At 74.4% G+C, this 13,948-nt stretch carries 11 protein-coding genes; 3 read left to right on the top strand and 8 right to left on the bottom strand.

What is annotated here, in order from left to right:
• The first annotated feature begins 93 nt into the window (after positions 1 to 93).
• Positions 94 to 3,285, top strand: a complete 3,192-nt coding sequence (locus B073_RS0136145; protein ID WP_018542936.1) for a cytochrome P450 — start codon at positions 94 to 96, stop codon at positions 3,283 to 3,285.
• Positions 3,286 to 3,346: 61 nt separating this feature from the next.
• Here B073_RS0136145 and B073_RS0136150 read toward each other — a convergent pair whose 3' ends face one another.
• Positions 3,347 to 3,934: a DUF2165 domain-containing protein gene (locus tag B073_RS0136150; RefSeq protein ID WP_018542937.1), complete on the bottom strand. Its 588-nt coding sequence runs from the start codon at positions 3,932 to 3,934 to the stop codon at positions 3,347 to 3,349.
• Between the two features lie 125 nt (positions 3,935 to 4,059).
• Here B073_RS0136150 and B073_RS0136155 point away from each other — a divergent pair, with 125 nt between their 5' ends.
• Positions 4,060 to 5,124 carry a phosphatidylinositol-specific phospholipase C domain-containing protein gene (locus B073_RS0136155; RefSeq protein ID WP_018542938.1) on the top strand — a complete coding sequence of 355 codons (1,065 nt, stop codon included), beginning with the start codon at positions 4,060 to 4,062 and terminating at the stop codon, positions 5,122 to 5,124.
• A gap of 8 nt (positions 5,125 to 5,132) precedes the next feature.
• Here B073_RS0136155 and B073_RS0136160 read toward each other — a convergent pair whose 3' ends face one another.
• From B073_RS0136160 to B073_RS0136190, 7 genes are all read right to left on the bottom strand, one after another.
• Positions 5,133 to 6,194 carry a trypsin-like serine peptidase gene (locus B073_RS0136160; protein WP_018542939.1) on the bottom strand — a complete coding sequence of 354 codons (1,062 nt, stop codon included), beginning with the start codon at positions 6,192 to 6,194 and terminating at the stop codon, positions 5,133 to 5,135.
• Positions 6,195 to 6,325: 131 nt separating this feature from the next.
• The gene (locus tag B073_RS0136165; protein ID WP_018542940.1) at positions 6,326 to 7,267 is read right to left on the bottom strand and encodes a phosphatidylinositol-specific phospholipase C; all 942 of its coding nucleotides are present in this window, start codon (positions 7,265 to 7,267) and stop codon (positions 6,326 to 6,328) included.
• Positions 7,268 to 7,357: 90 nt separating this feature from the next.
• The gene (egtD, locus tag B073_RS0136170) at positions 7,358 to 8,320 is read right to left on the bottom strand and encodes an L-histidine N(alpha)-methyltransferase (protein ID WP_018542941.1); all 963 of its coding nucleotides are present in this window, start codon (positions 8,318 to 8,320) and stop codon (positions 7,358 to 7,360) included.
• On the bottom strand, positions 8,317 to 9,072 hold the full coding sequence (egtC, locus tag B073_RS0136175) for an ergothioneine biosynthesis protein EgtC (RefSeq protein WP_026248049.1): 756 nt from the start codon (positions 9,070 to 9,072) through the stop codon (positions 8,317 to 8,319). Before egtC ends, egtD begins: the two co-directional genes overlap by 4 nt.
• On the bottom strand, positions 9,072 to 10,397 hold the full coding sequence (egtB, locus tag B073_RS0136180) for an ergothioneine biosynthesis protein EgtB (RefSeq protein WP_018542943.1): 1,326 nt from the start codon (positions 10,395 to 10,397) through the stop codon (positions 9,072 to 9,074). Before egtB ends, egtC begins: the two co-directional genes overlap by 1 nt.
• Positions 10,394 to 11,719 (bottom strand): ergothioneine biosynthesis glutamate--cysteine ligase EgtA, encoded by a 1,326-nt coding sequence (gene egtA / locus B073_RS0136185; RefSeq protein ID WP_018542944.1) that lies wholly within the window; start codon positions 11,717 to 11,719, stop codon positions 10,394 to 10,396. The genes egtB and egtA overlap by 4 nt, the downstream gene beginning before the upstream one ends.
• A 222-nt stretch (positions 11,720 to 11,941) precedes the next feature.
• Complete coding sequence (locus B073_RS0136190; protein ID WP_018542945.1) at positions 11,942 to 13,153, bottom strand: pyridoxal phosphate-dependent aminotransferase; 1,212 nt, start codon at positions 13,151 to 13,153, stop codon at positions 11,942 to 11,944.
• A 115-nt stretch (positions 13,154 to 13,268) separates the two neighbouring features.
• Between B073_RS0136190 and B073_RS0136195 the strand changes: the two genes are divergently transcribed.
• Complete coding sequence (locus B073_RS0136195) at positions 13,269 to 13,913, top strand: winged helix-turn-helix transcriptional regulator (RefSeq protein WP_018542946.1); 645 nt, start codon at positions 13,269 to 13,271, stop codon at positions 13,911 to 13,913.
• Positions 13,914 to 13,948 lie beyond the last annotated feature (35 nt).

Consider the following 13,948-nt stretch of genomic DNA (forward strand, 5'->3'; position numbering starts at 1 on the left):
GACCCGCGCGCAAGTATGCGCGGCGACAATCCACTGCACAATCATGCAGTTTCTCTGGCCGGGAGTGGGCGCCGGGCCGGTCACGCTGGAGGCATGACCGACACCATCGCGCCCCAGACGGGCGACCGGACCGCCGACGCGGGCGTCCCGGTCGCCGACCTCACGGCGACCGGGATCAGCCACGCCCCCATCCAGCAGGCCATGGACCTCGCCCGGATCCACGGCCCGGCATTCAAGCGCAAGTTCGGCGCGCGCGAGACGCTGTTCCTCTCCTCCCTCGACCTGGTCACCGAGGTCGCTGACGAGACCCGCTTCGCCAAGGGCGTCTCGGTGGTCCTGGAGGACGTACGGGAGTTCGCCGGTGACGGTCTGTTCACCGCCTACAACGACGAGCCCAACTGGGCCAGGGCCCACGAACTGCTGATGCCGGCCTTCGCGCTGGGCTCGATGCGTACCTACCACCCGGCGATGCTGAAGGTCGCCCGCCGGGTGCTGGCCTCCTGGGACCGGCGGATGGCCGAGGGCCGCCCCGTCGAGGTCGCCGACGACATGACCCGGATGACGCTGGACACCATCGGACTGGCCGGCTTCGGCTTCGACTTCGAGTCGTTCTCCCGGGACACCCCGCACCCCTTCGTCGAGTCGATGGTGCGCTGCCTGGAATGGAGCATGACGAAGTTCTCCCGGCAGCCCGGCACCGACCACTCGGCCGCCGACGCGGCGTTCCGCGCGGACGCCGACCACCTCGCGTCGGTCGTCGACGAGGTGATCGCGGCCCGCACGGCCGGCGGCGAGCGGCGCGACGACGACCTGCTGGGCCTGATGCTCACCGCCGCGGAGGGCAACGCCGCCCACCAGGGGCCGGTCCTGGACCTCGCCAACATCCGCAACCAGGTCATCACCTTCCTCATCGCCGGCCACGAGACCACCTCCGGTGCGCTCTCCTTCGCCCTCTACCACCTCCTCAAGGACCCGGTCGCGCTGCGGCTGGCGCAGCGCGAGGCGGACGAGCTGTGGGGCGACGACCCCGACCCGGACCCCTCCTTCGAGGACATCGGCCGGCTGCCGTTCACCCGTCAGGTCCTCAACGAGACGCTGCGGCTGTGGCCGACCGCCGCCGCCTTCACCCGCCAGGCCCGCACCGACACGGTGATCGGCGGCCGCTACCCGGTCGCCGCCGGCGAACAGGTCACCGTCCTCACCCCGATGCTCCACCGCGACCCGGTCTGGGGCGACAACCCCGAGGCGTTCGACCCGTTCCGCTTCACCCCGCAGGCCGAGGCGGCCCGCTCCCCGCACGCCTACAAGCCCTTCGGCACCGGCGAACGCGCCTGCATCGGCCGGCAGTTCGCGCTGCACGAGGCCACCATGCTGCTGGCGCTGCTGGTCCACCGCTACCGGCTGATCGACCACACCGGCTACCGGCTCCGCGTCAAGGAGACCCTCACCCTCAAGCCCGAGGGCTTCACCCTCACCCTCGCCCCGCGCACCCCCGCCGACCGGGCCGCGGTGCGCGCCGCACTGGCCGTGCTGCCCGGCGCCGCGGCGGACGACGCCACCGGCGCCGCCCCCGTCGACGGCCTGCCCACCCGGGTCCCGCAGGACACCGGGCTGCTCCTGCTGCACGGCACCAACTACGGCACCTGCCGGGAGTTCGCCGAGCGGCTCGCCGACGAGGCCACCGCACTGGGCTTCGCCACGGAGGTCGCGCCGCTGGACGCGCACGCAGGCGGCCTGCCCGCCGACCGCCCCGTCGTGATCGTCGCCGCCTCCTACAACGGCCAGCCGACCGACGACGCCACCGCGTTCACCGCCTGGCTCGGCACCGCGCCCGAGGGCGCCGCGGCCGGGGTCCGCTACGCCGTGCTGGGCGTCGGCGACCGCAACTGGGCCGCCACCTACCAGCAGGTCCCCACCCTCCTCGACGACCGGCTGGCCGCGCTCGGCGGGGAGCGGCTGCTGCCCCGCGCCGAGGCCGACGCCTCCGGCGATCTCACCACCACCGTCAAGGAGTTCGGCGCCGCCCTGCGCACCGAGCTGCTGGTCCGCTACGGCGACCCGGCCACCGTCGGCGCCCCGGGCTCCGACGCCGCCGGGACCGACGACACCGGCTACACCGTCACCGCCCTCACCGGCGGCCCGCTCGACGCGCTCGCCGCCCGGCACGGCCTCGTCCCGATGACCGTCACCGAGGCCCACGACCTGACCGCCGAGGGCTGGCCGCGCCCCAAGCGCTTCCTGCGCCTGGCGCTGCCGGACGGGGTCTCCTACCGCACCGCCGACCACCTCGCCGTACTGCCGGCCAACACCCCGGAGGCGGTCGCCCGCACCGCCCGGGCGCTCGGCGCCGACCTGGACACCGTACTCGCGCTGCGCCCGCCCACCGGCCGCCCGGCCCGCGACACCCTCCCCGTCGACCGACCCCTGACGATACGTCAACTCCTTACACACCACCTGGAATTGGGTGCTCGCCCGACGCGTGCGCAGCTCGCTCTGCTGGCCGCCCACAACCCCTGCCCGCCCGAGCGGCACGCCCTGGAGAACCTCCCCGAGGACGACCCGCGCACCCTCGTCGAGCTGATCGAGACGCACCCCGCGCTGCGCGGCGCACTGCCCTGGCCGGTGGTCCTGGAGCTGCTGCCGCCGCTGCGCACCCGCCACTACTCGCTGTCCTCGTCGCCGGCCGCCGACCCCCGGCACGCCGACCTGATGGTCTCGCTGCTGCCCGGCGGCACCGGCTCGACCCATCTGCACACCCTGCGCCCCGGCGACACCCTGCTGGCCCGGGTCCAGCCGTGCCGGGAGGCGTTCCGCCTCGACCCGGCCGACGACACCCCGGTCATCATGGTCGCCGCCGGCACCGGTCTCGCGCCGTTCCGCGGTGCCGTCGCCGACCGCGTCGCGGCCGGCCGGACCACCCCGGCCCGGCTCTACTTCGGCTGCGACGACCCCGACGGCGACTTCCTGCACGCCGCGGAGTTCGCCGCCGCCGAACGGGCCGGCGCGCTCACCGTCCACCCCGTCTTCAGCGCCCGCCCCGAGAACGGCCACCGCTTCGTCCAGCACCGGATCGAGGCGGAGGCCGCCGAGGTGTGGGAGCTGCTGCAGGCCGGGGCCCGGGTCTACGTCTGCGGCGACGGCAGCCGGATGGCGCCCGGCGTGCGGGACGCCTTCCGCGCCGTCCACCGGGCCGCCACCGGCGCCAGTGAGCAGGAGTCGGAGGCGTGGCTGCGCGAACTGACCGCCGCCGGACGCTATATCGAGGACGTCTACGCGGCGGGCTGACACCCCACGGAACCGCGGCGGCGGGGGCGCGAGGTCCGCACCCGCCGCCGCTCGCCGGTGCCTAGGCGCCGGCCGGGTCGTCCGTGTCGTCCACGTCGGCGGTGTCCGCCGCGCGCACCGGCCCGGGGCGCCGCCCCACCGTTCCCGACAGCTGCACCACCAGCAGCACCACACCGGTCATCAGGAAGTTCCGCACCGCCGCCTCCACACCGTTCCACTGCTTCGACTGCCACATGGAGAACCACTCGCCGCCGATGGCCCAGAAGCCGGCGCCGAACAGCACCATCATCATCAGCAGTCCCGCGGTGGCCAGCCCCCGCGCCCGCCCGGCACCGCCGGCCCGGCCCCGCAGCGCCCACAGCGCGGTGGCCGCGAGCAGCAGCAGCGCCGACGCCGACTCCCACCCGATCACCGCCACATACGCGGCGTTCTGCAGCGTCGGCGAGGTGATGGCCCGCCACATCAGGTCGGGGTCGTGGAAGGTGGTGTCCATCGCCAGCACGTGCTGGACGTACTGCTGGTTGGTGCCGAAGTCGGTGATGTTGCCGAAGGCCACCAGCGTGATGTAGAGGGCGACCGTTCCGGTCAGCACCGCCGCCGCCCACGACAGTCCCTTCGAGGCGGCCTCGCCGCTCCCCCGGTTCCGCATCCGCACACCCTTTCGTTGATCGTTCGCGTCGCTGACCGTATCGTGCCCGCTCCCGTTCCGCCCGCCGACCGCCAACTCCCGTACGCTGCTGACCGACCAGCAGGACACCAGGGGAAGCGGGGCCCATGAACAGGAAGCGGTGTGCGGGGACGGTCGCCGTCGCGGCGGCGGCGATGATCGCGGCGACCGGCCCGGCGGGAGCGGAGACCGGCACGCCGGCGGCCTCCGCGACGGCCGCCGGCGGCACCTACGACACCAGCACGGCGGTCGGGGTCCACAACTCCTACGACAAGGCCAAGTACCCCTACTTCGCCGACGCGTTGGACTCCGGTACCGCACTCGTCGAGGTGGACGTCTGGACCAACGGCCTCGGCGGCAGCTGGCGGGTCTCGCACAGCAACCCGCTCGGCAACAACAACAACTGCGTCGGCGCCACCACCGCCGCCGAACTGCGCACCAAGGACCGCAACCAGGACCTCGCCGGCTGCCTCGCCGACATGCGTGCCTGGCACGACGCCCACCCCGGCCACCGCCCGATCCTCGTCAAGATCGAGATGAAGGACGGCTTCAATGCCAAGGGGGGCCGAGGACCGGCCGAATTCGACGCCCTTATACGCCAGAAGCTCGGCGACGCGGTCTACGGGCCCGGCGACCTCGCGGCCGGCCACGCCACCCTCGACGAGGCGGTCCGGGCCGGCGGCTGGCCCCCGCGCACCGCCCTGGCCGGCAAGTTCCTCTTCGAGCTGATACCGGGCACCGTCGAGGAGCACAACCCGCTCGACAGGCTCTGGACGGACGTGGAGTACGCCGGCCACCTCAAGGACCTCGCCGCACAGGGGGAGTTGCGCCGGGCGACCGCCTTCCCCGCCGTCCACGGCGCCGCGCCCGGCGACCCCCGCGACCGCTACGCCGACCCGGCCCTGCGCCCCTGGTTCGTGGTCTTCGACGGCGACGCGGCCACGTACCTCGACGGCACCATCGACACCTCCTGGTACGACACCCGGCACTACCTGCTCGTCATGACCGACGCCCACAAGGTCCCGCCGGCCCTGGACCCCACCCACCCCACCGAGGCGGAGGCCCTGGCCCGGGTCGGGAAACTCGCCGCCGCCCACGCCAGTTTCGCCACCGCCGACTGGTACCCGCTGCCGTCCGTCCTGCGCACGGTCGTCCCGCGCGGCGGCGCCTGACCGGTTCGCTACCTGCGGGCCGCCGGCCCGCCCCGGACGGCCCGCCGGTACAGCGCCGCCACATCCGCCCCGAAGCGGCTGCTGTACGAGGTGTTGTCGTCACCGCCCTCGTCCTGACCGCCGATCACCCCGATCAGCGTGCCGGTACCGGTCGCCGGATCGATGTCGGTGAGCATCGGGCCGCCGCTGGTCCCGGTCGGGAAACCGGCGCACGGGAAGCGCAGCTGTCCCGCCCCCTCGGCCTCGGCGGTGTGCCGGCAGGTGACGGGGGTGTCGCTGTCGGCCGGGTAGCCGGTCAGCTGCGCCGGCCGGCCGGGCGGGGCGTCGAACCGGATCTGCTCGGCGCCCGTGACGTCCTCGATGCGCTGGTCCGTCCCGCCGTGTCGGCGCACCCGGAGGAACGCCACGTCGTGGTCCGGGTCCCGGTCGCCGATCCACCGCGGGTCCACGTCGATCCGGGTCGGCACCCACAGCCCGTACGGCGCGATCCCGTCGTGCAGGCCGGGCGCGAACACCAGCCGGGTGCGGAAGCCGCCGTCGTGGACGCAGTGCGCGGCGGTGGCGACGAGGTTCCCGGCGGGGGAGTGCACCACGCTCGCCGTGCAGTAGTGGCCGGTCTCGCCGTCGTCACCGGGGGAGAACAGCGCCCCGACCGCCGGCGCCGGGGCCGCCGGGCCGGCCACCAGCGGCCGGGAGACCGGCAGCGGGGCCGGGGCGCCGCCGGCCATCCGCGTGGTCACGGCCGGCGGCGCCCCCGGCTCCTCGCGGTACGGGCCGGCCAGCACCGCGGCGGCGGCCCGGTCGCCGGCCGCCCGCGAGGCGAGATACGTCCCGGCGACCGGGTCCCCGGGCGCCACGTACGGGTCCTGACGCACCGACTTCAGCGCCAGCGCCGCCCCGCCCACGACGACCGTCACCAGCCCGAGCGTCGCGGTCACCCGCAGCGGCACCCCCGCGCGGGCCCGGCCGGTGCGCACCGGCCCGCCGGACTCCCGCCGTTCGGCCGCCGGCCCGGCCGCCCGCGGCCCGTCCTGCGCCGCCGTCCCGGGCTCGCGTTCGCTCGTCTCCACCAGGTGCCGCCTTGCCGCTTCAGCCGGCGCCGCCGCACCGCCCGTCGTCGTACGGGCGGGGCAGCGCCGGAACCAGACATTTCAACCAGTCTGATGCACGGTGGCGGCTAGTGGTTCGGTTCGACGGCCGATCACGTGTGCGCCTGAGCCGGCGGAGTGACACCGAACCCTGCCAGGTTGTGCCGGATCAGGGTCCCGGCCATCCCGAACTCGTCGGGGAAGTCCATCGGGACGATGCCCAGCCCCCGCCAGGCGCTGCCCTCCGCCCCCGCCAGCAGGGCCTTGACCCGCGGGTTGAGCCGGTCGGCGTTGGACCGCGGCGGCAGCAGCGCGGCGGTCGAGACGTAGTTGACGAAGAGCTTGCCGGGCTGCCCGGCCGCCTTGCGGAACTGTGCCTCGACCTTGGGGTACTTCCCGATCGGCTCGGCCATGTAGTCGTCCTGGACGTCGAACAGCGCAGGGTCGGCGTAGCGCACCCCGCCCAGCCCGTCCGCGTCCGCCAGCAGTACCACCCGGCCGCGGGCCTCGCCCAGCCGCGGCAGCCCCGGGTCCAGCCGGAACAGCGGCCGGTAGCCCTTGGCGTCCAGATAGCTGCCGAAGATCCGGCGGAACTCCTCGGCCGGCACCTCCGAGTACTCCTGCTTGACCCGCATCAGCACCGTCTCGGACGGGTGCGCCCGCAGGAAGTCCCGGCAGGCGTTCAGCACGTCGCCGAACATCAGCTCCTGGTAGAACGCGCCGTGGTGGATCGCGAAGACGCCGTCGACGGCCCGGCAGCGGACGTCCAGGAACCGGATGCCGGACGCCAGCTGCTCGGCGACCGAGGTGTTCTGGCACGCCACCCACGGCCCGCCGATCCGGGCGCCGGAGTCGTGGGTGCCGGGGATGGTCAGCCGCTGTACGGGCGTGGCGTCGCCGAGCGCGGACATCCAGTCCCGCGTCGAGACCGCCGCCGGGGCCGCGGCCGCCGCGGTCCCGCCGCCGATGCCCGCCAGTACGCCGGCGGCCGACAGCCCCGCCGCGCCCCTGAGGAAACTCCGCCGATCCAGCGCCGTGCCCGTGCCCGTGCCCATGCCCTGCCCCTCCGACGAGCCCGTACGGATGTGCGATCGGGGCATCGAACCACATCGGCGGGGGGCAGGGCACCCGGCGGACGGGATCCGTCAGATCCGCACCGCCAGCGACAGCGCGAACCGGCCGGCGCCGTCGGTCCACCACTCGGTCAGCTTCAGCCCGGCGGCGGCGAGTTCGCCGCGCACCCCCTCCTCCCGGAACTTCGCGGAGACCTCGGTGCGCAGCTCCTCGCCGGCCGCGAACGGCACCACGAGGTCCACGTCGGGGATCTTGACGGTCAGTCCGGTGCGGGCCCGCAGCCGCATCTCGATCCACTCCTGTGCGGCGTTCCACCGCGCGACGTGGTCGAACTGCGCCGGGTCGAAGTCGCCGCCCAGCTCGCGGTTGATGACCTCCAGGACGTTCTTGTTGAACGCGGCGGTCACCCCGCGGGCGTCGTCGTAGGCGGCGACCAGGGTGTCCTCGTCCTTGACCAGGTCGGTGCCGAGCAGCAGGGCGTCCCCGGGCGCGAGCAGGTCGTGCACGGAGCGCAGGAACGCGGCCCGCTCGTCCGGGAGGAGGTTGCCGATGGTGCCGCCGAGGAACGCCAGCAGCCGCGGACCGGGCGTGGCCGGCAGCGTCAGGCCCGGCTGGAAGTCGGCGACCAGGGCGTGCACGGTCAGGTCCGGATGCTCGGCCAGCAGCCTCTCGCCGGCCGCCCGCAGCGCGGACTCGCTGACGTCGACCGGCAGATAGGTGTGCAGTCCGGTGAGGGCCCGCAGCAGGTGGCGGGTCTTGTCGGACGAGCCGGACCCCAGCTCGATCAGGGTCCGGGCGCCGGTGGCGGCGGCTATCCGGTCCGCGGTGGCACGCAGGATCTCGCGCTCCGCACGGGTCGGGTAGTACTCGGGCAGGGTGGTGATCTCGTCGAACAGCTCGCTGCCGCGGGCGTCGTAGAACCACTTCGGCGGCAGCTGCTTGGGCGTACGGGACAGGCCCGCCACGACGTCGGCGCGCAGCGCGGCCGCGGTGGCGTCGGCGGGGAGGGTGCGGGTGATGCTGAGCGGGCTCACGTTGCGGGCTCCTTGAGCGGGGTGAGTCGGACCTCGGTGCGAGTGGCGCACAGCAGCGTGCTCTCGGGGACCTCGGTCCAGTGGGGGGATGCGTCGTAGGGCTCGGAGGCGACGACCACGCCGCCGGCGGGGAGGGTCAGGTGGAAGAGGGTGTCGCCCCAGGTGGTGGCGGCGATCGTGGTGCCGTCCGTCAGCAGCAGGTTGAGCCGCGAGCCGGGCGCCGCCGCGGCGACCTCCTCGACCGTGGCGGCCAGCGCCCGGCCCGGGTCGTCGCCGGCGGCCAGCCGGTGGTGCACCAGGGCCCACAGCAACGCGGTGTCGTTGCGGGCCGCCAGTCGCAGCAGCTCCGCCGCGGGCAGCCCGGCGGCCACCTCCGCCAGGGTGTCCGGCCAGCCGGCGACCGCGCCGTTGTGGCTGAAGAGGTACCGCCCGGTGGCGAACGGCGCGGCGGCCGCCTCGGCGTCCGCACCGGCCACCGTGGCGTCCCGGACGGCGGCCAGCAGCGCCCCGGTGCGGACCACCCGGGCCAGGTCGGGCAGTTGCTCGTCGGCCCAGATCGGCCCGGCCCGGCGGTAGCGCGCCGGCACCGGGTCGCCGGGCGCGTACCAGCCGACGCCGAAGCCGTCCGCGTTGACCGTGCCGTGCCGCTGGTGGCGCGGCGCCCAGGACTGCCGGTACAGCCCGTACGGCGGCGCCAGGACCACCTGTCCGAACGGTGTCTCCGGCCCCAGGTAAGCAAGATGACGGCACATCAGGAACCGTCCCCGGCCGACGGTCCGGCGTCCCGGGCGGTGCGGAAACCGGAGAAGATCTGCCGCCGCACCGGGAGGTCCCAGTTGCGGAAGGTGCCACGGCAGGCGACCGCGTCGACGGCGAACGAGCCGCCGCGCAGCACCTTGTACGCACTGCCGAAGAACACCTCGGAGTACTCCCGGTAGGGGAACGCGGCGAAGCCCGGGTACGGCAGGAAGTCGCTGGCCGTCCACTCCCAGACGTCGCCGATCAGCTGCCGGACGCCGAGCGGTGAGGCGCCGTCGGGGTAGCTGCCGACCGGCGCCGGCCGCAGGTGCCGCTGGCCGAGGTTGGCGCGGTCCGGCGACGGGTCCGCGTCGCCCCAGGGATAGCGCCGGTCCCGCCCGGACGCCGGGTCGTGGCGGGCGGCCTTCTCCCACTCGGCCTCCGTGGGCAGCCGCCGCCCGGCCCACCGGGCATAGGCGTCCGCCTCGTACCAACTCACGTGCAGCACCGGCTCGTCCGGCGGCACCGGCTCGGTCACCCCGAACCGGCGGCGCAGCCACTGCCGGCCCTCGCGGCGCCAGAACAGCGGGGCCCGCAGCCGGTGTTCGCGCACCTGCGCCCAGCCCTCCGGGGCCCACCAGCGCGGTTCGTCGTAGCCGCCGTCCTCGATGAAGCGCTGGTAGGCGCCGTTGCTCACGGGGGTGGTGTCGAGGAAGAAGGGCGGCACCAGCCGCCGGTGCACGGGGCGTTCGTTGTCCAGCGCCCAGGGCTCGGTGGACGTCCCCATCCGGAACGGCCCACCGGGTATGAGGACCTCCGGCGGCAGCGGGCCGGCGGGCGCGGGCGGCGGCTCGGGCGCGGAGAGGACCGGCGGCCCCTTCCGCAGCTGATGGGTGATCAGCATCGTCTCGTCGTGCTGCTGTTCGTGCTGCGCGATCATCCCGAAGGCGAAACCGGCCGACAGCAGCGGGCCGCCGTGCAGCTCGGCGCGCTCCAGGACGTCCAGCACCCGGCCGCGCACCTCCGCGACATAGCCGTGGGCCTCGGCCGGGGACAGCAGTGGCAGCGACGGGCGCGCGGCCCGCGGGTGCTCGAAGGCGTCGTAGACGGAGTCGATGTCGGGGCGCAGCGCGTCACGGCCGCCGACGGTGCGCAGCAGCCACTGCTCCTCCTGGTTGCCGATGTGCGCCAGATCCCACACCAGCGGGGACATCAGCGGGGAGTGCTGGGCCACCAGGTCGGGCTCCGCCACACACCCGGTCAGCAGGCGGGTGCGGTCGCGGGCGGCGAGCAGCGCCGCGGCGGCCCGCTCCCGGAACGGCTCGGGGTCGATCGTCACGCGCTGTCCTTCCCACGCAGGAGGCGGCCCTCGGCCGCGGTACCGGCGCCGTCGGCCGGGTCCGGGCCGCCGGCGGCCTCGGCCGCGGGCAGCGCGTCGAGCTGGTCGTCGGCCGGGCATCTGCCGCGCGCCACATAGCGCTCGACGTACTCCGCGACCGCGGCCCGGATCTCCGGGGCGGCGCCCAGCCGCGGCAGCGCCTCCTGCGCGGCGTCGAAGCAGGCGACCGCGGCGGCGTGCAGCTCGGGGTCGGTGAGCCCGGCCCGGGCCGCGGTGCGCCACAGCGGGTTCTCCGGCGGCGGCTGCCAACCAGCAGTTTCCGCAAGGGGTTTGACGGTGCGGTAGGCGAACTCGGCGGCCGCCGGATCGTCGAACAGGGCGGCCGTGACGGCCAGCGGCACGATCCACCCGTCCGGGCCGGGCTGCGCGTCGATCATCCGCAGCTCCAGATGGCCGCGCGGCCGCACCGGCGGGAAGAGCGTGGTGACGTGGTAGTCGAGGTCCTCCAGCGTCACCGGCCGGGGCACACCGCTGCGCGCCCACTCGCGGAAGGTGAGACCCTCCGGCGCGTCCCACGGGCCGTCCGGGCGCCGGACGCACATCACCGGGGCGTCCAGGGCGTAGCGGGCCCACGCGGTGCGCGGCTCCACGTCCTGGGGCGGGGCGAGCGTGCGGCCCGGGTCGAGCCGCGCCCAGATGGCCTGGCGGGTGGTGCGGTAGCCGGTCGGACGCCCCTCGGCGAGCGGGGAGTTGGCGAACGCGGCGGCCAGCACGGCGCCCAGCAGATGCGCCAGCAGCCACCGCCGGCCCAGCCCCAGCGGCCCCGGCTCCTCGTAGCCGGCGTCCAGGCACACCTGGACGGAGGCGGTGCGGCACATCATGGACCGGCCGGCCGGGCCGCGGCGGTCGAAGTACGCCTCCATGGCGTCGTAGCGCGGCGCGGTCAGCACCCGGCGGGGCGGCTGCCAGGGGTCGTGGCCGTGGCCCGCGAGGACGAGGTCCAGCTCCCGCAGGACGGGCCGGACCCGGGCCAGATCGGCGGAGACCGCCTCGACGCAGGCGGTCAGAGAGGTGGCGGGCAGCGAGCTGAGCTCCAGCTGGCCGCCGGGTTCGAAGGTGAGGGCGGAGGTGAGCGGCAGGGCTCGTAGGGCGGCCGCCGCACGGTGCATCCGGTCGGGGTCGACCGGACATCGGGGGTTGCGCGCGTCGTGGACCAGAAGCTCGATCTCGACGCCGGTGCGGCGCGGTGGGCCCGTCTTGAAACAGATACCGCTCAGGTGCGCGGCGAGTTCCGCTTCCGATATCGACGGTCGTACGGGCATCGCTTCCCTCTCCCCTCCGGGATGGCGGCTGGATTGCCGTCCCCCACCTAAGCCGGTGCGCACGGTCCCCTCAAGAGCGCCTTCCCGCCGCCGAGGGGCGGCAGTGGGTGACGGGGCAGGTGGGGCGGGGTGAAGCCGCCGGGAAACTGGTACGCCCGTTCGGGTGTCGCGCGGCCCCGGCCGGGACGGTGCACCCCGTCCAGGGTCGCGCGCCTGGTTTCCCTACTGCCGGTAGCCGGCCAGGAAGCGCCCGATCCGGCCGATCGCCGCGTCGAGGTCGTCGGCGTGCGGGAGGGTCAGGATCCGGAAGTGGTCCGGGCGCGGCCAGTTGAAGCCGGTGCCCTGGACGACCTGGATCTTCTCCCGCAGCAGCAGGTCCAGTACGAACTTCTCGTCGTCGTGGATCTTGTGGACCGCCGGGTCGAGGCGGGGGAAGGCGTACAGCGCGCCCTTGGGCTTGACGCAGGAGACGCCCGGGATCTCGTTGAGCCGCTCCCAGGCGCGGTCGCGCTGCTCGCGCAGCCGGCCGCCGGGGAGGACCAGGTCCGTGATGGTCTGCCGGCCGCCCAGCGCCGCCTGGATCGCGTACTGCGCCGGGGCGTTGGGGCACAGCCGCATCGTGGCGAGGGTGCCCAGTCCCTCCAGGTAGTCCGCGGCGTGCTGCTTGGGGCCGGAGACCACCAGCCAGCCGGAGCGGAAGCCGGCCACCCGGTACGACTTGGACAGGCCGCTGAAGGTCAGGCACACCAGGTCCGGGGCGAGGACCGCGGCGTGGTGGTGGACGGCGTCGTCGTAGAGGATGCGGTCGTAGATCTCGTCGGCGAAGACCATGAGCTGGTGGCGGCGGGCGAGGTCGAGCATGCCCTCCAGCACCTCGCGCGGATAGACCGCGCCGGTGGGGTTGTTGGGGTTGATGATGACCATCGCCCGGGTCCGGTCGGTGATCTTCGAGGCGAGGTCGTCGAGGTCCGGGTACCAGTCGGCGGACTCGTCGCAGAGGTAGTGCACCGGCGTGCCGCCCGCCAGGCTGGTGACCGCCGTCCACAGCGGGTAGTCGGGCGCCGGGATGAGGACCTCGTCCCCGTCCTCCAGCAGCGCCTGGACCGCCATCGAGACCAGCTCGGAGACGCCGTTGCCCAGATAGACGTCGTCGACGCCGACGTCCGGCAGCCCGGCCTCCTGATAGCGCTGGGCCACCGCGCGGCGGGCGGAGAGGATGCCGCGGGACTCGGTGTAGCCGTGCGCCCGGGAGAGGTTGCGCATCACGTCCTGGAGGATCTCCTCCGGGCACTCGAAGCCGAACAGCGCCGGATTGCCGGTGTTCAGCCGCAGCACGCTGTGGCCGGCCTCCTCCAGCGCGTCCGCGTGCTCGATCACCGGTCCACGGATCTCGTAGCAGACATCGGCCATCTTGCTGGACTGCTTGAACTGCATGCGGCGGCCTCCTCGTCCTCTCTCCCACCGCGGGGCGCGGCAGCACTCGTGACACCGTACTTGGTTTTCCCAACTTCTGACTTGGAAAATCCAATCACATGTCTATGCTGGTGTCATGCCGCGCCGAAGTTATGACCAGTACTGCGCCGTCGCCCGGGCCCTGGACGCCGTCGGCGACCGCTGGACGCTGCTGATCGTCCGGGAACTCCTCGGCGGATCCCGGCGTTACACCGACCTCCACGCCGATCTGCCGGGCGTCAGCACCGACATGCTCGCCTCCCGTCTGAAGGACATGGAGCGCGACGACCTCCTCACCCGCCGCCGCCTCCCCCCGCCCGGCGCCGCCTACGTCTACGAACTCACCCCGCGCGGCCGCGCGTTGCTCCCGGCCCTGACCGCACTCGCCGACTGGGGTGCCGCGGCCCTCGGCGCGCAGCGCCCCACGGACGCGGTCCGCGCCCACTGGTTCGCGGTCCCGCTGCTGACCCGGCTCGCCCACCACTTCGCCGACGACCCGGTCCGCGTCGTGGACATCGCCCTGGACGAGGGCGCCTTCCACCTCGTCCTCGACCCGGACGACCCCTCCGCCCCCCGCTACGCCGACGGCCCCGCCCCCCACCCCGACACCGTCCTCCGCATGGACACCGCCACCTGCCTCGCCCTCGTCCACAACCACCTCACCCTCACCGAAGCCCTCACCACCGGCCGCATCCACCGGACCACCCCGGAGAAACCCGGCAGCGAGGACACGCCGGCCTGAGCACGGGCGGGCGGCCACTCCCCACCGACGCCCGC

It is taken from the genome of Streptomyces sp. MspMP-M5, assembly GCF_000373585.1.
Lineage (GTDB): Bacteria > Actinomycetota > Actinomycetes > Streptomycetales > Streptomycetaceae > Streptomyces.

What these genes read in the sequence shown, in the direction of transcription:
- B073_RS0136195 (WP_018542946.1), top strand. Translation starts at nt 13,269, where the DNA reads ATGCCGCGCCGAAGTTATGACCAGTACTGCGCCGTCGCCCGGGCCCTG.
- B073_RS0136145 (WP_018542936.1), top strand. Translation starts at nt 94, where the DNA reads ATGACCGACACCATCGCGCCCCAGACGGGCGACCGGACCGCCGACGCG.
- B073_RS0136155 (WP_018542938.1), top strand. Translation starts at nt 4,060, where the DNA reads ATGAACAGGAAGCGGTGTGCGGGGACGGTCGCCGTCGCGGCGGCGGCG.
- egtC (WP_026248049.1), bottom strand. Translation starts at nt 9,072, where the DNA reads ATGTGCCGTCATCTTGCTTACCTGGGGCCGGAGACACCGTTCGGACAG.
- B073_RS0136165 (WP_018542940.1), bottom strand. Translation starts at nt 7,267, where the DNA reads ATGGGCACGGGCACGGGCACGGCGCTGGATCGGCGGAGTTTCCTCAGG.
- B073_RS0136190 (WP_018542945.1), bottom strand. Translation starts at nt 13,153, where the DNA reads ATGCAGTTCAAGCAGTCCAGCAAGATGGCCGATGTCTGCTACGAGATC.
- B073_RS0136150 (WP_018542937.1), bottom strand. Translation starts at nt 3,934, where the DNA reads ATGCGGAACCGGGGGAGCGGCGAGGCCGCCTCGAAGGGACTGTCGTGG.
- egtA (WP_018542944.1), bottom strand. Translation starts at nt 11,719, where the DNA reads ATGCCCGTACGACCGTCGATATCGGAAGCGGAACTCGCCGCGCACCTG.